19 protein-coding genes are annotated in these 19337 nt (G+C 70.0%); 4 read left to right on the forward strand and 15 right to left on the reverse strand.

What is annotated here, in order from left to right; all coding sequences use genetic code 11:
• Window positions 1-6 precede the first annotated feature (6 nt).
• Genes GCU42_RS12890 through GCU42_RS12910 form a run of 5 tightly spaced genes read right to left on the reverse strand, consistent with a single transcriptional unit; the run spans window position 7 to window position 3995 of the window.
• Window positions 7-1350, reverse strand: coding sequence for a S41 family peptidase (locus tag GCU42_RS12890; RefSeq protein ID WP_114228674.1), 1344 nt, complete (start codon window positions 1348-1350; stop codon window positions 7-9).
• 40 nt (window positions 1351-1390) lie between these two features.
• The gene (locus GCU42_RS12895; RefSeq protein WP_114228636.1) at window positions 1391-2536 is read right to left on the reverse strand and encodes a murein hydrolase activator EnvC family protein; all 1146 of its coding nucleotides are present in this window, start codon (window positions 2534-2536) and stop codon (window positions 1391-1393) included.
• 3 nt (window positions 2537-2539) lie between these two features.
• The gene (locus tag GCU42_RS12900) at window positions 2540-2962 is read right to left on the reverse strand and encodes a 23S rRNA (pseudouridine(1915)-N(3))-methyltransferase RlmH (RefSeq protein ID WP_114228635.1); all 423 of its coding nucleotides are present in this window, start codon (window positions 2960-2962) and stop codon (window positions 2540-2542) included.
• A 9-nt stretch (window positions 2963-2971) separates the two neighbouring features.
• A complete protein-coding gene (rsfS, locus tag GCU42_RS12905) occupies window positions 2972-3352 on the reverse strand; it encodes a ribosome silencing factor (protein ID WP_114228634.1) in 381 nt (126 codons plus the stop codon).
• Window positions 3333-3995, reverse strand: coding sequence for a nicotinate-nucleotide adenylyltransferase (locus tag GCU42_RS12910; protein WP_114228633.1), 663 nt, complete (start codon window positions 3993-3995; stop codon window positions 3333-3335). The genes rsfS and GCU42_RS12910 overlap by 20 nt, the downstream gene beginning before the upstream one ends.
• A gap of 60 nt (window positions 3996-4055) precedes the next feature.
• Here GCU42_RS12910 and GCU42_RS12915 point away from each other — a divergent pair, with 60 nt between their 5' ends.
• Window positions 4056-5039, forward strand: coding sequence for a DUF3667 domain-containing protein (locus tag GCU42_RS12915; RefSeq protein ID WP_114228632.1), 984 nt, complete (start codon window positions 4056-4058; stop codon window positions 5037-5039).
• A 7-nt stretch (window positions 5040-5046) separates the two neighbouring features.
• Here GCU42_RS12915 and GCU42_RS12920 read toward each other — a convergent pair whose 3' ends face one another.
• From GCU42_RS12920 to ftsH, 3 genes are all read right to left on the reverse strand, one after another.
• The gene (locus tag GCU42_RS12920; RefSeq protein WP_114228631.1) at window positions 5047-5421 is read right to left on the reverse strand and encodes a hypothetical protein; all 375 of its coding nucleotides are present in this window, start codon (window positions 5419-5421) and stop codon (window positions 5047-5049) included.
• Window positions 5422-5511: 90 nt separating this feature from the next.
• Entirely contained in the window at window positions 5512-5889 is a 378-nt protein-coding gene (locus GCU42_RS12925) for a hypothetical protein (RefSeq protein WP_114228630.1), read from the reverse strand.
• A gap of 69 nt (window positions 5890-5958) precedes the next feature.
• Window positions 5959-7911: an ATP-dependent zinc metalloprotease FtsH gene (ftsH, locus tag GCU42_RS12930; protein ID WP_114228629.1), complete on the reverse strand. Its 1953-nt coding sequence runs from the start codon at window positions 7909-7911 to the stop codon at window positions 5959-5961.
• A 208-nt stretch (window positions 7912-8119) separates the two neighbouring features.
• On the opposite strand from ftsH, the gene GCU42_RS12935 reads away from it, so the two are divergent.
• Complete coding sequence (locus GCU42_RS12935; RefSeq protein WP_240309534.1) at window positions 8120-8974, forward strand: serine hydrolase; 855 nt, start codon at window positions 8120-8122, stop codon at window positions 8972-8974.
• 8 nt (window positions 8975-8982) lie between these two features.
• On the opposite strand, the gene GCU42_RS12940 is transcribed toward GCU42_RS12935, so the two are convergent.
• Window positions 8983-9579 carry a PilZ domain-containing protein gene (locus tag GCU42_RS12940; protein ID WP_114228627.1) on the reverse strand — a complete coding sequence of 199 codons (597 nt, stop codon included), beginning with the start codon at window positions 9577-9579 and terminating at the stop codon, window positions 8983-8985.
• Between the two features lie 168 nt (window positions 9580-9747).
• Here GCU42_RS12940 and GCU42_RS12945 point away from each other — a divergent pair, with 168 nt between their 5' ends.
• Window positions 9748-11622 (forward strand): methyl-accepting chemotaxis protein, encoded by a 1875-nt coding sequence (locus GCU42_RS12945; protein ID WP_240309533.1) that lies wholly within the window; start codon window positions 9748-9750, stop codon window positions 11620-11622.
• Here GCU42_RS12945 and tilS read toward each other — a convergent pair.
• The 4 genes from tilS to ptsP all read right to left on the reverse strand — a co-directional run bounded on the left by tilS (window position 11619) and on the right by ptsP (window position 16719).
• Window positions 11619-12611: a tRNA lysidine(34) synthetase TilS gene (gene tilS / locus GCU42_RS12950; RefSeq protein ID WP_114228626.1), complete on the reverse strand. Its 993-nt coding sequence runs from the start codon at window positions 12609-12611 to the stop codon at window positions 11619-11621. The two genes, GCU42_RS12945 and tilS, sit on opposite strands and share 4 nt — an antisense overlap.
• Entirely contained in the window at window positions 12602-13513 is a 912-nt protein-coding gene (locus tag GCU42_RS12955) for a tol-pal system YbgF family protein (RefSeq protein ID WP_114228625.1), read from the reverse strand. The genes tilS and GCU42_RS12955 overlap by 10 nt, the downstream gene beginning before the upstream one ends.
• A gap of 63 nt (window positions 13514-13576) precedes the next feature.
• Window positions 13577-14377 (reverse strand): helix-turn-helix domain-containing protein, encoded by an 801-nt coding sequence (locus GCU42_RS12960; RefSeq protein ID WP_114228624.1) that lies wholly within the window; start codon window positions 14375-14377, stop codon window positions 13577-13579.
• 77 nt (window positions 14378-14454) lie between these two features.
• Window positions 14455-16719 carry a phosphoenolpyruvate--protein phosphotransferase gene (gene ptsP, locus GCU42_RS12965; protein WP_114228623.1) on the reverse strand — a complete coding sequence of 755 codons (2265 nt, stop codon included), beginning with the start codon at window positions 16717-16719 and terminating at the stop codon, window positions 14455-14457.
• Between the two features lie 62 nt (window positions 16720-16781).
• Here ptsP and GCU42_RS12970 point away from each other — a divergent pair, with 62 nt between their 5' ends.
• A complete protein-coding gene (locus GCU42_RS12970) occupies window positions 16782-18035 on the forward strand; it encodes a glycoside hydrolase family protein (RefSeq protein ID WP_114228622.1) in 1254 nt (417 codons plus the stop codon).
• Between the two features lie 4 nt (window positions 18036-18039).
• On the opposite strand, the gene GCU42_RS12975 is transcribed toward GCU42_RS12970, so the two are convergent.
• Complete coding sequence (locus GCU42_RS12975; protein ID WP_162789319.1) at window positions 18040-18909, reverse strand: J domain-containing protein; 870 nt, start codon at window positions 18907-18909, stop codon at window positions 18040-18042.
• Between the two features lie 24 nt (window positions 18910-18933).
• On the reverse strand, window positions 18934-19326 hold the full coding sequence (locus GCU42_RS12980) for a VOC family protein (protein WP_114228620.1): 393 nt from the start codon (window positions 19324-19326) through the stop codon (window positions 18934-18936).
• Window positions 19327-19337: the final 11 nt, after the last annotated feature.

The raw sequence follows: 19337 nt of genomic DNA on the forward strand, positions 1-19337 counted from the left end.
TTCCTCCTAGCGCGAGCGCGCCGGAGCGCCGCCCGAGGCCACCCGGGGCGCGGTCGCCGCGCCGAGGCGCTTCAAGGTCTGCAGCGCATAATAGAGCTGGAAGTCCTTGATCCCGCGCTTGTCGAGCTCGGCCTTGGTGAGGTTGAAGCGCGGGTCGGGGGTGTCGTCCCGCTCGAGCAATTTGTCGTCGACCGTGCTCTGCGCGATGAGGTGGCGACGCAGGTCCGCCTCGCGGACGACGCGGCGGTCCTTGTAATCCTCGTCGGTCAGCTGGGGGACGACGATGTCGGGGGTGATCCCGCCCGCCTGCACCGAGCGGCCCGACGGCGTGTAGTAGCGCGCGGTGGTCAGCCTGAGCGCGCTGTCCTGGCCGAGCTGGATGACGCTCTGGACCGAGCCCTTGCCGAAGCTCTGCTCGCCCATGACCAGCGCGCGGCGCTGGTCCTGGAGCGCGCCGGCGACGATCTCGGCCGCCGAGGCCGAGCCGGCGTCGACCAGCACGATCACCGGCTTGCCGTGGGCCATGTCGCCCGCCTTGGCGTAGAAGCGCTCGATATCGTCCTTGGCGCGGCCGCGCTCGGAGACGATCTCGCCGCGGTCGAGGAAGGCATCGGAGACCTGAATCGCCTGGTCGAGCAGGCCGCCGGGGTTCGAGCGCAGGTCGACGATGTAGCCCAATGGCTTGCCGCCGGTGGCCTTGTCGATCGCGGTCAGCGCGGCCTCGGTCTCGGAGCCGACGTTGCCCGAGAAGGTGTTGATGTTGACGATGCCGACGCCGTCGCGGACCTCCCACTTGACCGGGCGGAGCACAATCCGCTCGCGGGTCAGGGTGACGTCGAACGGCTTGTCGCGGCCGGGGCGGACGATGGTCAGCTTGATCTGGCTGCCGGCGGGCCCACGCATCTTCTCGACCGCCTCGTCGAGCTTGAGGCCGTAGAGCAATTCGCCGTTGATGTGGGTGATGTAGTCGCCGGACTTGAGACCCGCGCGCGCCGCCGGCGTGTCCTCGGTCGGGGCGATCACCTTGACGGTGTCGTCCTCCATCGTGACCGACAGGCCGAGCCCGCCGTAATTGCCGTCGGTGGTGGTCTTGAGCTGCTGGAAATCGGAGCCTTCCATGTAGCTCGAATGCGGATCGAGCGAGGCAAGCATGCCGTCGATCGCGCCCTTGATCAGCGTATGGTCGTCGACCTTGTCGACGTAATTGGCGCGGACCCGCTCGAACACCCCCATGAAGGTCTCGAGCTCCTTGTAGGTGTCGACGTCCGCCGCCGCGACCGTCGAGGTCGTGACCGGGACCAGCGCGAGCGCGCCGACCAGGGCGAGGGGCGGAAGAAGCTTGCGAAGCATACGCGAATCCTTGTGGGTCATCCGCCCACTTCTAGCGGGGTTATCCCCCCTTTGACAGCAAGGGAGATGAACCGGCGATGAGAGCCGCGGGCTGGGGCTGGCCGTTGCGGCTGAGTTCGACGGTGACGTTGCCGAGCGCGCGGCCGAGCGGCTCGCCGGGGGCGAGGCGGGTGCCGGGTGTCAGCGTCGTCCGGACCTCGGTGAGGAGGGTCAGCCAGCCGCCGCCATGGTCGAGGACGATGACCGACAGGTGGCTGCGGAAGGGGCCGGCGAAGACGATGGTGCCGGCGGCGGGCATCGCCACCGGCGCGCCGGCGCGGGCGGCGATGGTGAGGCCGCGGGAACGGACGCCGCTGGGGCTGACTTCGCCCAATCCGCCGAGGATCGCGCCATCGAGGGGGAGGCGCCAGGCGAGCAGGGCGGGGGCGGGAGCGCCGGTGCCGCCGAAGGGGCTTTGCGGGGCGGGCTCGAAACGCGCGAGGTCGGCGGCGGTGCGGCGCGCCTGCTGGTCGGCGAGCGCGCGCCCGGCGGCGGTGTCGGCGGAAGCGAGCTCGGCCAAAGCGACGTCGCTGGCGCCGAGCGCGGCGCCGCCGAGGGCGGCGAGGCGGCGGTTGAGCTGGCCTTCGAGTAAAGCAAACCGCTGCTGGCGGGCGTGGAGCTCGCCCTGCTGGCGGAGCGCCGCCTGACGCGCGGTGTCGGCCTCTGCGGCGAGGGCGCGGCTGGCGTCGAGCTGCTGGCGGAGGCCGGCGGTGCGCGCCTCGACCGCGGGCAGGGTGGCGTCGATCAGCGCGCGGAGGTGGACGATGTCCGCCGCCGAGCCGCCCGCCGCGAGGCTCAGGAGCGGGGGGCGGCGACCATATTGCGCGAGCCCGGCGAGCAGCAGCGCGGCGGGGCGCTGCTCGGCATCGAGGCGGGTGCGGACGCCGACGAGCTGGCGCTCGGCCGAAATGGCCTCGAACTTCAACAGGGCGAGCTGCGCCTCGGCGGCGACGATGCCCTGGGCGGCGGCATCCTGCTCGGCGCGGAGGCGGGCCTGGGTGCCGCTGGTGGCCGCGATCAGCCCGTCGAGCCGCTGCTGCTCGCGCGCCGCCGCGGCAGCCTCGGCGCGCGCCGCGACCAGCGGATCGGCGGCGGAGAGCAGCGCCGGCGCGGCGAGGAGCAGAGCGAGGGCCAGGCGGCGGCGCATGGCCTAGCCTTCGCGATGATAGGGGTGGTTGGCAAGGATCGAGGTGGCGCGGAACAGTTGCTCGGCGAGCATCGCCCGGGCGAGGAGGTGCGGCCAGGTCGCGGCGCCGAAACTGAGCAGCAGGTCGGCGCCTTCCCGCGCCGCATCGTCATGGCCGTCGGCGGCGCCGATCAGGAAGCGCGCCTCGCGCTTGCCGTCGTCGCGCCAGCGCTCAAGCTGTTTCGCCAGCGCCATCGATGACAGCGCGTGGCCCCGCTCGTCGAGCAGGACGGTGACGCTGTTTGGCGGGGCGGGGGGGACGGTGCCGCCGCGGTCGGGCAATTCGCTCAGCCGCGTCGGCCAGGCGATCCGCTTCAGATAGCGGTCAACCAGCTCGGCTTCGGGCGAGCGGCCGATCTTGCCGCGCGCGATGAGGTGGAGCAGCAAGGCGCGGCTTTACGCGCCGGCGGCCTGCTTCGGCTGCTCGTCCCCGAAGGCCCACATCCGCTCGAGATTGTAGAAGGTGCGGACCTCGGGGCGGAACAGGTGGACGATGACGTCGTCGGCGTCGATCAGCACCCAGTCGGCCGCGGGCAGCCCCTCGATCCGGACCGGGCGGCCATATTGCTGCTTGAGCTTGTCGGCGAGCTTGTTGGCCATCGACGCGACCTGGCGGGTCGAGCGGCCGCTGGCGATCACCATGTGATCGGCGATGCTCGACTTGCCGGCCAGCGGGATGGTGACGACGTCCACCGCCTGGTCGTCGTCGAGCGACTCCAGAACGCTGCGGTGAAGTTCATCGACAGTCGGAACCGTCTTAACTTTGTCGTCGGCCAAGAAATCTCCTGTTGCTGGTCGCTGCTGGATGGTCGGCCTCACGGTGCTGCGCGCCGGAGGGGGTAAGAAGGTGCCAGTCGGGATGGCGCGCGCGAAGAGCGGTGGCGGAAGTCCTGTCGGGTGGAAGCGACAAGAAGACGATTGCCGGTGCACTCCATCGCGTCCAATGCGGCGCCTGGCTGCGGGGCCGGACGAAGCGCCGCAGCCAACCCATCGCGCGGTTCGCGCGGGCGTCGTCACCATAGCCGGGGCGGGAGAGGACGGCAATCGGCAGCATCGCGGCCAATCGTCGCCAATCCTTCCACTGGTGGAATTGCGCCACAGTGTCCTCGCCCATCAGCCAGACGAACCGGTCGCGCGGGTAACGGTGGAGCAGGGTCTTGAGCGTGTCGACGGTGTAGCGGGTGCCGATGCGGCGCTCGAAATCGCTGACGCGGATGATGCTCCGCCGGGCCATCGCGCGGGCCGAGGCGAAGCGCGCTTCATAAGGCGCCATGCCGGCGGCGGGCTTGAGCGGATTGCCGGGCGAGACCAGCCACCACACTTCGTCGAGCCCGAGCGCTTCGGCCGCAGCGAGGCTCATCCGGCGGTGGCCGCGGTGGGCGGGGTTGAAGCTGCCGCCGAGAAGACCGATCCGCCGCATGGACGCGAAGGGCTAGCAGCCTCGGCTCACCTCTGCCAATCTTGGGGCAGGGGAAGTGTGATGAACGTCATCGATCCAGTGTCCGCCGAGCCGCCTGTCGAGCCGTTCGCCACCGCCGGCCGCTGCCTCAATTGCGCGGCGCCGCTGGCGGGGGACTATTGTTCGGCCTGCGGGCAGAAGTCGAAGCTGCCGCGGACGCTGCGCAGCTTCTTTGCCGACTTCCTCGCCGGCACGCTCAATTTCGAGGGGCGGCTGTGGCAGACCCTGCCGCTGCTGGTGTGGCGGCCGGGCGAGCTGACCCGGCGCTATGTCGACGGGCAGCGGGCGCGGTTCGTCTCGCCGATCGGGCTCTACCTGTTCACCGTCTTCCTGATGTTCGCGGTGCTGAATTTCTCGGGCACGCTCGGCGACCTGACGATCGGGCAGGGGGTCAATGAGGCGATCGGCAACGACCAGCAGCAATTGCGCAAGCTGCAGGAGCAGCGCGATGCCTTGCAGCGGCAGGGCAAGGATGTCGCCAAGGTCGACGGGCAGATCGCCGAGACGGTGAAGAGCGTCCAGAGTTTGCAGAATGTTCGCGACGGCAAGTTCGAGACCAGCCTCGACGACAGCAAGCAGAGCCCCGAGTGGCTCAAGCAGACGGTGCAGAAGGTCGCCACCAACCCGCGCGAGGCGTCGGCGCACGTCCAGGACGCGGCGTCCAAATATAGCTGGCTGCTGATCCCCTTGAGCGTGCCGGTGCTGTGGCTGCTGTTTCCGCTGAGACGGCGGCACCTTTACGATCACACGGTGTTCGTCACCTATTCGCTGTCATTCATGATGTTCCTGATCATCGTCGGCGGGCTGCTGGTGATGGCGGGCTTGAGCAATTGGGCGCCGTTCCTGGCGCTGATCCCGCCCATCCACATGTATCGCCAGATGAAGGGCGCCTACGGCCTCACCTGGTATGGCGCGCTGGCGCGGACGACGATGCTATTGTTCGGGGCGATCACCGTGCTGGTGATGTGGTTTATCACCGTCGCCGCGCTGGGCGTGGTCGGCTGATCGCCGCTCAGCAGGGGTAGTTGCGCACCAGCACGACGTGCATCGCCTGCTTGATGTCGAGCCGCGCGAGTTCGGGCGCGGGGATGCGGTGGAGGCCGTCGAGCAGTTCCTGCGGCCCGAGGATCTTGCGGTTGGGCGGACAGTAAGTGAGCGGGCGGCCGGCGCGCTTGGCGGCGTCATGCTCGGCCTTGAGCTCGTCCCCGGCGGTTTCGGCCTGCGCCTGGAGGACTTTCAAGTCGCTTGAGAAGAGTGCGAGCGGGCCGCGCCGCCGCAGCGAATCCGCCTTGGCGAGGAAGATGGCGGCATTCATCCGCGGCGCCGCCCACGCCGGGGCGGCGAACCCGGCGATCAACAATGTCACGACGAGCAGATGGCGACGCACCCATGCTTCTCCGACGGTTGATGCGCCTGAGAAGTGGGCGAATTCGCGCACACTCACAAGTCGTTACGACCATTTAATGGCCCGGCCAGCCTAGCGCGGGCAGGGATATTTCTTCTGCAGGATCTGCAGCATCGCCTGCTTGAGGCTGATGCGGGCGCGCTCACGGGCGGGAATCGCTTCGAGCCCGGAGAGAAATTCGTTCTGGCCGAGCTCGGCCTTTGGTTGGGGCGAGCAATATTGCTTGGGCCGGCCGGCCTTTTCGGCGGCGCGGCGGTCGGCGGCGATCGACTGGCCGGCGGCGATGGCCTCGGCCTTGAGCTTGCCGATGTCGCCATCGAACAGCGCCAGCGGGCCCTTGCTCTTGAGCCGGCTGGCGCGGTCGAGGAAATTCTGCGCGGTGCCGGGCGCTGCGGCCAGCGCGGGCGCGGCCATGGACAGCATCAGCAACGCGGCAATCGGTCGACGCATACGAAAAACCCCTTCTCCAGTTGATCCGGAGAAGGGGTCTTTGCCGTGAACCACGAGTGAATGCGAGGCTTAAGCCCCGGCCGGAGCCGCCCCGCCGAGCCCGCCCAGCGGCTTGCGGCTCTTAGGCACCGAGCTGCCCGCCGACGGCAGGGTCGGCTTGTTGCTCGACGAGTTGCGGTCGATCGTCCCGCCCGACAGGAGGGTTTTGATCTCCTCGCCGGTCAGCGTCTCAAATTCGAGCAGCGCCTTGGCGATGAGGTGGAGCTGGTCGATGTGGACTGAGAGGATCTCGCGCGCCCGCTCGAGCCCGCCTTCGACGAAGCGCTTCACTTCGCTGTCGATGAGCTTGATCGTCTCGCCGCTCATCCGCTTCTGCTGCGGCGCGAAGTAACCGGTCGGGGTCTCCTCGCCCTCGGAGAAGTCGAGCGGGCCGAGGGCATCGGACATGCCCCATTTGGTGACCATCGCGCGGGCGAGGCGGGTCGCCTGCTGGATGTCGCTCGACGCGCCCGAAGAGACCTTTTCGTGGCCGAAGATGAGCTCTTCGGCGACACGGCCACCGAAGGCGACGGCAAGGTCGGCGTGCATCTTGTCGCGGTGGTAGCTGTAGCTGTCCCGCTCGGGCAGCGGCTGGACCATGCCGAGCGCGAAACCGCGCGGGATGATCGTCGCCTTGTGGATAGGGTCGGCGGTCGGCTCGTGCGCGAAGACCAGGGCATGGCCCGCCTCATGGTAGGCGGTCATCTTCTTCTCGTCTTCGGTCATTACCATCGAGCGCCGCTCGGCGCCCATCATGACCTTGTCGCGCGCGTCGTCGAACTCCTTCGACGCGACCAGCCGCTTGCCGCGCCGCGCGGCGAGCAGCGCCGCCTCGTTGACGAGGTTGGCGAGGTCGGCGCCCGAGAAGCCGGGCGTGCCGCGGGCGATCACCCGGGCATCGACGTCGGGGGCCAGCGGCACCTTCTTCATGTGCACCGCGAGAATCTGCTCGCGCCCGTCGATGTCGGGGCGGGGGACCATCACCTGGCGGTCGAAGCGGCCCGGACGCAGCAGCGCGGGGTCGAGCACGTCGGGCCGGTTGGTGGCGGCGATGATGATGATGCCTTCGTTGGCCTCGAAGCCGTCCATCTCGACGAGGAGCTGGTTCAAGGTCTGCTCGCGCTCGTCATTGCCGTTGCCGAGGCCGGCGCCGCGGTGGCGGCCGACGGCGTCGATCTCGTCGATGAAGACGATGCAGGGGGCCGACTTCTTGGCCTGCTCGAACATGTCGCGGACGCGGCTGGCGCCGACGCCGACGAACATCTCGACGAAGTCCGAGCCCGAAATGGTGAAGAAGGGCACGCCCGCCTCCCCCGCGATGGCGCGGGCGAGCAGGGTCTTGCCGGTGCCGGGCGAGCCGACCAGCAGCGCGCCCTTGGGAATCTTGCCGCCGAGGCGGGCGAACTTGCCCGGATCTTTCAGGAACTCGACGATCTCCTGCAGCTCCTCGCGGGCCTCGTCGATGCCGGCGACGTCGGCGAAGGTCACGCGGCCTTCCTTCTGGGTCAGCATGCGCGCGCGGCTCTTGCCGAAGCCCATCGCGCCGCCGCCGGCATTCTTCTGCATCTGGCGCATGATGAAGAAGCTGACGCCGAGGATGAGGATGAACGGCAGGCTGTTGTAGAGCAGGATCATCCACAGGCTGGAGGTCTCGGGCTCCTTGGCCTGCACGGTGACGTTCTTGGCGATGAGCTGGTCGGTGACCCGCGCATCGGCCGGGGCGGTGGTGCGGAAGGCGCGGCCGTCGTTGAACTTGCCGGCGATGACCTGCGTGCCCGTCGAGCTCGACGCGGTGGTAACCGACTTGACGTTGCCCTGGTTCACCTGGCGAACGAAGTCCGAATAGGCCATCGGCTCACCCGCCGCGGTGCGGCTGCCGCCGTCGATCAGCTGGGCGAACAGCACCAGCCCGAACAGGACCGCCACCCAGATGAGCAGGCTCTTGGTCCAGGGGTTGCCGGGCTTCTTTTCCTTGTCGTTCATGAGCGACGTGTCACTTCCCAAAAGGTTCGGGTGAATATGTAGGCTCTCACCCCTTACATGCAATGCAACGCATCCGACTCGGTCTGTCGAGGCTCTTGCACGGTTTGTCCCGCTTTGCGGCAGGGCCGGGGAGTCAAGCAACCATTCAGCAGCTAACACTATGATGGAACGAGATTTCCAACTCGTTGCCAAACTGATGGAGTGGCGATTGCGCCGGATTGCTGCCCTCTTCGCGGTCCTCACCCTGTGGTTCGCGGCCCCCGCGGCGGCCGCCACCGCGCCCGAACTGGCGGGGCTCGAGAGCCAGCTGCGGGCGCTGGTCGCCAGCCGGCCGGGGGACATTGGCGTCGCCGCGCTCGACCTCGACAGCGGCAAGATGGTCTCGATCCACGGCGACAAGGCCTATCCGATGGCCTCGACCGTCAAGGTCGCCGTCGCTGCCGCCTACCTGAGCCAGGTCGACCATGGCCGGCGCTCGCTCGACGACAAGATCGGCACGCTGAGCGCGAAGACGCTGATGGAAGCGATGCTCATCCACAGCAACAATGTCGCGACCGATATCCTCATCCGCAATTTGGGCGGGCCGCGGGTGGTGCAGGAGTGGATCGACTTCCACCGGCTGAGCGGCATCCGGGTCAACCGGACGATCGCCCAGTTGCTCGCGTCGCCCCGCGACCTGTTCGACATCCGCGACAGCGCGACGCCCGAGGCGATGGTCACTTTGCTCCGCCAGATCGACCGCGGCAACGTGCTGACACCGCAGAGCCGGGTCTTTCTCTTGAGCGTCATGCGGCGTTGCGCGACCGGTTCGAACCGGATCCGCGGCCTGCTCGACCCGACCGTGCTGGTCGAGCACAAGACGGGGACGCTGACCGGCCTGACCTCGGACGTCGGCTTCATCACCATGCCCGATGGCCGCCGCGTTGCGCTCGCGCTGTTCGCGCGGGGCGGGAGCGACCGGCCCAACTCGATCGCGCAGGCGGCGCGGACGATCTACAACGGATTCCTGCGCGTCCTGCCCGATCCCTTGAGCCCGCTCGCGTCGGGCTTCGGCGGGCGCTGAGCCAAGGCTCAGCCGAGTAGAGCGCTGCGGACGGCCAGGCGCAGGTCGCCCAGCCTCAGCACGCCGCCTTCCTCACCCAGTGCGCCGAGCAGTTGGACCACGAGGTCGAGCTGCTGGAGCTGGCGACCGCACCGGGCCACCACCAGATTGTCGCCGGCGAGCTGATCGGCAAGTTCGGTCAGTAGCCGTTGCGCGAGGCGGAGATCGTCGCCGGCCGCGGGCCGGGCGGCCTCGCTCGGCCAGGCGACCGGCGCGTCGCGGCTGCGCAGCGCGGCGATGAGGCCGTCGACCCGTGCCTGACCGCGATTGGCGGGCGCGGCGTTCCAGCCTTTGACGTCGATGGGCTGGTCGAGCTGGAGCCCGCTGCGCCCGGCATGGGTCCAGGCGGCGCGGCCGGTGACCCGTAGCTGCCCGCGCGACAAAGCGACCAGTTGGCCCGGCGGCGGCAGCGTCGCTCCTTCGATCATCGCGCCGTGTGCGCTCAAATTGCGGATGCGGACCACGCTCTCCGCGCCATCCCAGCGCAGCATGGCGGCGAGATACAGATGCGTGCGCTCCGCCACCCGGCGCTGGGCTTCGCCGCTACTGTCCACCGATCCGCTCATCGGCGTGGGCTTGCGGGAACAAGGTGAAGGAGGGTTCGCCGATCGGTCCGAAGTGGAGCCTAGTCGACCGCCCGATTGGCCGGTCCGGACCGCCGCGGGCGAAGTCTTCCTATGATGCCTCGTGGATCAAAGGGCGGCGCCGTGGGCGCGCCAAGCGGGAGCATTGCCGTGCAGAAGTGGCTCGAGAACACCAGGATCACCGTCAAGGTCATGTCCGCGATCGTCGTGCTCGGCGCGCTCGCGATCGGGATCTCGGCCTATTTCGCGTACCGGACCCGCGAGACCAACGCCCATTATGCGCGGCTGACCAAGGTCGATTTCCCGACCACGATCAGCCTGGTGCGGGGCAACCGCTACGTCAGCGAGATGGTCCAGGAAGGCTATGCCGCCGCCATCTACACCGACCGGGCCGCGAGCGCGGAATCGATCGCCAACATCAGCGAGAACCGCGATGCCGCGGAGGCCTCGCTGCGCAAGGCGGCGAATGACGACCCGGCGGTGGCGAGCCACGTGGCGATGCTGGTCGGGCGGATCGATGCCATCGCGGAGCGCCTGAAGGGCGGCGTCGAGGCCTATCGCTCGGGCGATCAGGCGGGGGGCATCCGGCGCCTGGCGCAGGGCGACGAGATGAACCACGAACTGACCAAGGAGATGGTCGCCTTCAACAACCGGCGGCTGGACGATGCCGCGGCTGAGACGACCGCGATCGCCGACCGGAGCGAGAGCGCCAACAATTGGGCGCTCGCTTTGTCGGTGCTGCTGACGGGCCTGTGCGGCGGGATCGCTTATTATGTCGCGCGCAACGGGGTGGTCCGGCCGGTGCTCAATATGAGCCGCAACATGAAGCGGCTGGCCGGGGGCGACAACGACTTCGAGGTCCCCTGCGCGCTTCGCCGCGACGAGTTCGGACGGATGGGCGAGGCGTTGCTGGTGTTCCGCGACGCCTCGCGCGAGCAGATCCGGCTGCAGGCGGCGAAGGATGCGGCCGACCAGGACCAAAGGCTGGTCGTTGCGACGCTGAGCAAGAGCCTCGACCGGCTGGCGCATGGCGACCTGACCGTCACCGTCGATGCCCAATTCTCGGGCGAGAATGCCGCGCTCAAGACCAATTTCAACGAGGCGGTCGGCCAGTTGCGCGAGCTGATCGGCTCGGTGGTGACCTCGGCCGAGCAGCTGCGCACCGGGTCGATCGAGATCGCCCAGGCGAGCGAGGATTTGGCGCGGCGGACCGAGAGCAATGCGGCGTCGCTCGAGCAGACCGCGGCGGGTGTCGGGCAGATGGACGGACGGCTGAAGGCGACCGCCAGCGCGGCGCGCGACACGGTGGCGCGCGCCGACCAGACCAAGGTGACGGTGGCGAGCGGGCGCTCGGTCGCGGACGAGGCGGTCCAGGCGATGGGCCGCGTCAGCGACAGCGCCAAGGGCATCGACAGCGTGATCGAGGGCTTGGACAAGATCGCCTTCCAGACCCGCGTTCTGGCGATGAACGCGGCGGTGGAAGCCGGCCGCGCGGGCGAGGCGGGCCGCGGCTTCGCGGTGGTCGCCGACCTTGTCAGCGCGCTGGCGATGCGGGCCGAGGAAGAGGCCAAGCGCGCTCGCGATCAGCTCACTGTCACCCAGGCCGACGTGGTGACGGCGGTGGAAGCGGTCGAAAAGGTCGACGGTGCGCTCGCGAACATCTCGGGCGACGTCGAGCAGGTCCACAGCCTGCTCGCCACCATCGCCAGCGACAATCAGGCGCAAGCCGGCGCGATCACCGAGATCAACAGCGCGGTCGCCAGCATGGATCAGGCGACCCAGCAGAATGCGGCGATGGTCGAGGAGACCTCGGCGGCGGCGCGCAACCTGCTTGCGGAAGTCAACGCGCTGACCGAGCAGGCCGGGCGGTTTACGACAGGGGCGGCAAATGCTGCGCCCAAGCCGCCGAAGCTGCCGCGCGCGGGCAAGGAGGGGGCCTACCGTTCGCCGGTGAGGGCGCTACCCGCCGACGCCATCGCTGCCTTAACCCCGCCTGCCGGCGACGACGACTGGCGCGAATTCTAGGGGCGACGCGGGGGCGCGGGGGCGAAGTGCCACTGTCCCCCGCGCGGGCGGATGACGACGCCGCCGAGCGTCGCCACTCGCCCGGCTTGGAGCAGGAGTAGAGCGCGGTCGAGCCGGTCGCCCCGAACGGGTGGGCCGGTCGGCCGCAGTCGCTCGATCAGCCGCAGCGCGAGGCGGCGCCGGAGTTCGGCCGGGACGTCGGCGAGATCGATCGCCCAGCCGTCGCCGGTCTGCTGGCCGCGTTCGGCGAGAAGGCGGTCCGCGCTCCAGTCGAGCGCTTCGGTGGCCTGGCGCAGATGGTCCGCGCTGGCGCCGAGCCGGCGGCGGTCGGGCCAGGCGGGGGAGGCGGCCAGCCATGCGCGCGCGCCGGTCCGGTCGTGCGCCGGGTCGCGGTTGGCGGGGTCGTCGACTGTTTCGACGCCAGCGACGGTGACGATTGCGGCAAGCTCGGCGCGGCGCCAGTCGAGCAGCGGGCGGACGAGATGGAGTTCGGGACCATCGTCGGTCGCGACCGTCGCTTGCGGCCGCACCCCGGCGAGCCCGCCGACACCGGCGCCGCGGTGGAGCCGCATCAGCAGCGTCTCGGCCTGGTCGTCGAGGTGGTGGGCGGTGGCGACGACGGTGAGCTTATTGGCCGCCGCCCAGCGCGCCAGGGCGGCATATCGCGCGGCGCGGGCGCGGGCCTGGCGGCTGGCGGCCGGTGGCTGCCAGTCGAGCGTCAGGATGTCGTGTGCGACGCCCAGTTGCGCGCAGAGTAGGGCGACGTGGCTCGCATCATTTGCACTGTCGGCCCGAAAGCGGTGGTCGACCGTCGCCGCCATGACCCGGCCCGGACAAGCGGCGGCGGCGAGCAGCAGCAGGGCGGTGCTGTCGGGGCCACCGGACACCGCGACGCCCACGCGGACAGTCGTGCTTTCATGGTCGCCGATCAGTGCCGCGAGCGAGCGGCGGACGCGCTCGACCGAGCGCTCGTCGGGTCTTAGCGGCACCCCGCCTTGGCCTTGGCCGGCGTTACCAGCGCGCGCAGGTCGGGACGGACCTTGTCGCCATAGACCTGGTCGAGCTCGGCATAGGCTTTGCACGCCTGGCTCGGCTGCTTGAGGCCCATCAGCGCCTGGCCGAGGTAATAGAGGCTGTCGGGCGCCCGCTCGCCGCGCGGATTGCCGCGGTAGTTGGCGAGGAGGGCTTCGGCCGCGGCGCGATACTCGCCCTTGTCGAGCAGGGCGCGGCCGGCGAGGTTATTGGCCCAGCTCACCCGGCGATGGGTGGGGAAGGAGGAGGCCATCGCGCGCAGCGCGGCGATCGCCTGGTCGTACTTCTTCTGCTGCCACAGCTGATAGCCAACGTCGTAGGCCGCCTCGGCATCGGTGTTGAGGTCGCCGGTCTTGGGGGGCGCGACGGGAGCGCTCGCCACCGGGGTCGGGCGCGGGCGCTCGGGCTTGGCCGTCGGCGGGCGATCGGTGGTCGGCCGATCGTCGGCGGCGGGGGTCGTCGCGGTCGTGGTCGTAGTCGCGGCCGCGGGCGGCGGGGCGTTTTCGAGGGCGCGCAGGCGCTGGTCGTTGTCGGCCTTGGCGCGCGCCAGCTCGGCCTCGAGGGTGCCGATCCGCTGGGCGTTCTCCTCATTGGTGCGAGTGATCTCGGTCAGCGACCGCTCGATATTGTCGAGCCGGTTGCTGAGCGCGGTGACGACGACCTGGCTGGCGGCGGGATCGTCGGCGAGGCCGGCGGTGTCGACCGGCTGGCCCTTGGGGAAGATGCGGCCCTGGAGCTGGCGGACCTGCCGTTCGAGCCGCTCGATCCGTTGCTCGGGCGAGATCTGGCGCTGCTGCGCGGCGGCGGGTCCGCTGACGGCGAGGAGAAGAATGGCAGTGGAGGCGAGCAGGCTACGCATTAGTGATCCCAGGAAAGTTCAGCAGGTGCCGGCGTGGGCAAGCATGCCTTGCGCCAGCATGAATCAGCGGGTCGGGGCGGGCGTTGGCGGCGCCGGCGTGGCGGTTCCGCCACGCATCAGGTCGGCCGCCAGCAAGGAGACGTCGCGCACGGTCTGGCCGGCCGGACCGACCGCCGGGGCGTCGGCGGTGCCGACCGAGATGCGCAGCGCCTCGGGCTTGCCGGTCTTGAGGACCGGAGCCTTGGCGGTGGCGGGGACCTCGTAGCTCTGGCCCGACTTCAGTTCGCCCATGAAGAGGCTGGGGCCGCCCTTCTCGCTGACCTGCAGCCAGACCGGATCGTTGGCGGTGAGCACCACCGGGCCGCGGACGGCCGGGGCGGCGGGGGCAGGCGCGGTGGTGGTCGCCGGCGCGGCCGACGTGTCGGCGGGGGCGGTCGCCGCGGGCTCGTTGCCGCCGCTCAGCTCGCGCCGCTGCATGAACATCAGCCCGGCGATCACCGCGATCACCGCGACCACCGCGAGCAGCACCAGCCACTTGGGCATGACGCGGGCCGGGTCGGCGAGTTCGTATACTTCGACCGTGCTGCCCTGCCGCGGGTCATAGCCGCTCATCTCGGCCTTGAGCGCCTCGCCGATCTGGTCGCGGTCGAGCCCAAGCGCGGTGGCGTAATTCTTGGCGAAGCCGACCGAATAGGTGCTGGCGGGAAGGCGGCTCCACTCGCTCGCCTCGATGCTTTCGAGGTGGCGCACGGGGATGCGGGTGCGGGTGGCGACATCCTCGAGGCTCATGCCCTGCGCTTCGCGCGCGGCGCGCAGCTGCTCGCCCACGGTGGCTTCGCCCGACGCTTCCACTTCCTCGACCATTCTGCTCCCCGCCCGGTACGCTCGTCGCCACTCTTGTTGGAGCCGAACGTCGGCAAGTCAACGCCCAGCCGCGCTTCCTATCCCAGCTTGACGCCCTGCCGCCGCGCCCAGTCGGTCAGCGTCCGCCGCATGTCGCGCGGCGGGCGGGCCAAGAGCTGCTCCATCCGCTCGCGGATCGCGGCGCTGTCGAGCGAGCGGACCATCGCCTTGACCGCCCCGATCGCCGCCGGGGTGATCGAGAAATTCTCGATGCCGATGCCGATCAGCGCCATCGCCTCGAGCGGGCGGCCGCCCATCTCACCGCAGACCCGGACGGGGACGCCGGCGGCGGCGGCCTCGCGCGCGACGCGGCGGAGGAAGCGCAGGATCGCCGGGCTCAGCCAGTCGTAGCGGTTGGCGAGCCGCGGGTCGGCGCGGTCGGCGGCGAACAGGAATTGGGTGAGGTCGTTGGTCCCGATCGAGAGGAAGTCGACCCGCGGCAGCAGCAAGTCGAGCACTTCAGCGAGGCTCGGCACTTCGAGCATCGCGCCGAAGGCGACGCGCGAGGGCTGGTGCCCGCGATGCTCGCGCGCCCAGGCGAGCTGCTCCTCGAACAGGGCGCGCGCCTGCTCATATTCCCAGGGCTCGGAGACCATCGGGAACATGACGCGCAGCACGCGGCGGTCGGCCGCCTCGATGAGGGCGCGGGCCTGCGCCTTCATTAGCGCGGTGCGCGACAGCGACAGCCGCAGCGCGCGCCAGCCCATCGCCGGATTCTCGCTCTCGTCGCGTTCCTCGGAGAGATAGGGCAGCGCCTTGTCGCCGCCGATGTCGACCGTGCGGAACACCACCGGCTTGTCGCCCGCCGCATCGAGCACCTGGCGGTAGAGCCGGAACTGGCTGTCGCGGCCGGGCAGGGTGGCGGAAACGAGAAACTGAAACTCGGTCCGGAAAAGGCCGATGCCGTCGGCGCCGGCGCTTTCGAGCTGGTCGACGTCGTCGGCGAGCCCGGCGTTGACCATCAGCGTGCAGCGGTGGCCGTCCTTGGTGACGGGCGGCTCGGTACGGATCGCGGCATATTCGGCGCGGCGGCGCAGGCTCATCGCCATCCGCTGGTCGAAGCTGGTGGCGACCTGGCTGGTCGGGCGAACGACAAGGCTGCCCTGGTCGCCGTCGACCAGGATCGCGTCGCCCTCGTTGGCGATGTGGCGGATGTCGGTTACGCGGCCGATCACCGGCACCCCGATGGCGCGGGCGACGATCACCATGTGCGAAGTGAGCGAGCCTTCCTCAAGCACCACCGCCTTGAGCCGCCGGCGATCATATTCGAGCAATTCGGCCGGGCCCATGTTGCGCGCGATCAGCACCGCGTCGCGGGTGAGGCCGGTCTGCGCCGCGGTGCCGATCCGCCCCGAGACGATCCGCAGCAGGCGGTTGGCGAGGTCCTCGAGGTCGTGCATCCGCTCCTTGAGGAGGGGATCGTCGATCTCCTGCATCCGCGCGCGGGTGCGTTGCTGGACCCGCTCGATCGCCGCCTCGGCGGTGAGGCCGCTGTCGATCGCCTGGTTGATCCGCCGGACCCAGCCTTCGTCATAGGCGAACATCTTGTAGGTCTCGAGGATCTCCTGATGCTCGCCAGCGACGCCGAACTCGGCTTCGCGGGTCATATGCTCGATCTGCTCGCGCATCCGGCGGAAGGCAGCGATGACGCGGGCGCGCTCGAGCTCGGGATCGTCGGCGACGGTCTGCTCGACCACCACGCGGGGTTCGTGGAAGACGGCGATGCCGCGCGCCATGCCGGCGACCAGCTTCAATCCGGCGAGGCGGACGGTGCCTTCCTTGCTGCGGCGCCGTTCCTGCCCGTCGGCGAGGCGGGCGCCGGCGATCAGCTCGGCGAGCACCATCGCGACCGTCTGCAGCGCCTCGATCTCGACATCCTCGTAGCGGCGCGCCTCGGCATGCTGGACCGCGAGCACCCCGATCGCATTCTCGCGGCGGACGATCGGCACGCCGGCGAAGCTGTGGAAGCTCTCTTCGCCCGTCTCGGGGCGGTAGGCGAAGGCGGGGTGGGTGTCGGCCTCGGCGAGGTTGAGGACGCGGCCCTGCGCGGCGATGGTCCCGACGAGGCCCTGGCCGAGCTCGAGCCGGGTGACGTGGACGGCTTCCTTGCGGAGGCCGTGGGTGGCGAACAGCTCGAGCGCGTTGTCGCGCAGCAAATAGATCGAGCAGACCTCGCTCTTCATCGCGTCGGCGATGAGGTCGACCACCTTGTCGAGCTTGGCCTGCGCCGAGCCGCGCTTGGCCATCACCTCGTGAAGGCCGGTCAGGATTTCACGGGCAGCGTTGGCGGCGGTCAGCGGCATGGCTTGGGGCTAACAGGAAGGGGGCGCGGTTCCAAGCGGACAGCTGGCGCGTTGGGCGCGCCATGGCCAGACATCCGGGGATTTTTCCGACCTTTTACCTGAGCGGGTTCGAATGCTCGACCTTCTGGTGGAAGGATGTCGGCCGCCGCGACCTGTGCGAGGAGACCCAGCACCGGGTCCATGCCGAGGAGGATTATCGGCTGCTCGCCTCGCTGGGGATCGCGGTGGCGCGCGAGGGGATTCCCTGGCCGCTGGTCGACCGCGGCGGGGGCACTTACGACTTCAGCTATATCGACCCGTTCCTGGCGGCGCAGCGGCACCATCAGATCCTGCCGATCTGGGACCTGTGCCATTACGGCTATCCCGATCATTGCGACCCGTTCGACGCGAATTTCGCCGAGCATTTCGCGCGTTATGCGGTGGCCGCGGCGCGCTATGTCGCCGAACGCGCGCACCACGGGCCGCCGATCTTCACCCCGATGAACGAGATCACCTTCTTCGGCTACATGGCCGGGGAATGGGCGTGGGCGGCGCCGTTCGGGCGGGACCGCGAGACGCGGCGACGGCTGACGCTGGCGATGTGCGCGGCGGACATCGCGGCGGTGAAGGCGATCAAGGCCGAGCTGCCGGAGGCGCGCTTCGTCCACATCGATCCCTTGATCCACGTCGTCCCGCCGCGCGACCGGCCTGACCTCGCCGAGGCGGCGCGGCGCGAGGAATGCGAGGACGCCTATATCGCGTTCGACGCCATTTCCGGGCGCGGCTGGCCCGAGCTGGGCGGCAGCCCGGAGATCCTCGATATCGCCGGGTTCAACAATTACAGCTTCGGCCAGATGGAATATCGCGAGCACGGGCCGCATGCCGCGCTTTGCCCCGGCGACGACCGCATCCTCCCGCTCGCCGACCTCATCGAGCGCGGGGCCAAGCGTTACGGGCGGCCGTGCATCATCGCCGAGACCTCGGGGCTCGAGGGCGGGCGCGACGACTGGCTGCGCGACGTCACCAACGAGGCGCTAGCGGCGGTCAATCGGGGCATCGACCTGCAGGGGCTGTGCCTGTTCCCGGCGGTCGACATGCCCGACTGGCATACGGGGGCGATGATCCACAACGGCATCGCCGACGTCGAGAAGCTGCCCTCGGGCGCGCTGATGCGGACGCCGTTCCAGCCTTATGTCGACGAGTTGCGCAAGTGGCAGAAGCGACTGAACCGGGTCGAGCAGCTCGACGACGATCCCTATGACAGTGCGGTCGAACTCGACGACATCAAGCGCGCGGCGGCCGAGCTGCACCCGCAGGCCGACGCCGACTGGCACTGACGCTCTAGCTGCGCATCAGTGCGGCGATCTCGCGGTTGCGGTCGAGGTAGGCGTCGCGCTTGCACGCCGCCGAAATGCAGCGGCCGAGGCGGGCGAGGAAGGTCGCGCGGGTGCTCAGCAGCTGGGCCTGCTTGGGCGCGGGGGCGGCGAGGTAGCTCTGGTTGTAGAGCAGGGTCTGCATGTGATCGAGCGCGGCGAGGTCGATCCGCGCGCAGGTCGCGGCGCGGTCGCAGTCGTCGGGCGTGGTGGTGATGGCGACGGGGGGCGGCGGGGCGGTCGGCGCAGCGACAGCAAGCACGGCGGCCTGGCGATGCGGCGGGGCAGGCTTGGCGGGGGTCGGCGGCGCGGACCGGGGCAGGACAGGGGCCGCGGCTGGCGGCGTTGGGGGGGGCGCTGCGACGGGCTGAGCGGTTGGCGGCGCGGCCATGGGCGGTGCTGGCGGTGCCGGCACGAGTTCGGGCGGCGGAGTGAGGTCGGGGGCGGGTTCAGCCGCGGCGAGCTGTGTGGGGTGCGGGGCGCTGGCTGGCGGCGCGGTGGGGACGGCGAGGCGGGTGGTCGCAAACCACAGGATGCCGATGCTGAGGAGCACCAAGGCGAGGCCGCCGAGCCGGCCGCGCGGGGCGCTGCGCGGCGGCGGCGGCGGGGGCGGGGCGATCACCTGCTCGCGCATGGCCCGCTGGCGGTCGAGGCGGGCGCGCTGGGCGGGATCGCTGAGTAGTTTGTAGGCGGCGGCGACCGCGCGGGCCTGATCGGCGGCGTCGGCCGATGGATTTTGGTCAGGGTGCGTGCGCTTCATCGCCGCGCGATAGGCGGCGCGGACCGCCTGCTCGTCGGCGTCGGGCGCGATGCCGAGCGTGGCGTAGGGGTCGGTCACCGGGCGCCGCAAGCGGACCGAGCGTCAGGCACCCGCGGCGGCGGCTTCGCTGATCATCAGCATGTTGCCGTCCGGATCGGCGAACCACGCCAGCCGGCTCCCGTCGGGACCGGTCCAGATGCCGCGCTCGTCCTGCCCCATGCCGTCGTAGACGGTGAAACGGACGCCATGCTTTTCGAGCGCGTCGGCCCAGGCGGCGACGCTGGCGACTTCCCACCCCGCGACCGGATGCTCGGACGGGGTTACGGCGGGCAGCATTGTGATCCGCAACAGCGCCCCCGCGCCCGCCAGCGAGGCGCCATAATCGTCGCGCTCGCGGACGGTGGCGCCGAGCACGTCGCGATACCAGGCGACCGAGCGCTCGACGTCGGTGGTGTAGACGAAGCTGACGGCCTGGCCCTGATCGAGAAGCGGCATCGCTTTAGGTC

Source organism: Sphingomonas ginsengisoli An et al. 2013 (assembly GCF_009363895.1).
GTDB classification, from domain to species: domain Bacteria; phylum Pseudomonadota; class Alphaproteobacteria; order Sphingomonadales; family Sphingomonadaceae; genus Sphingomicrobium; species Sphingomicrobium ginsengisoli.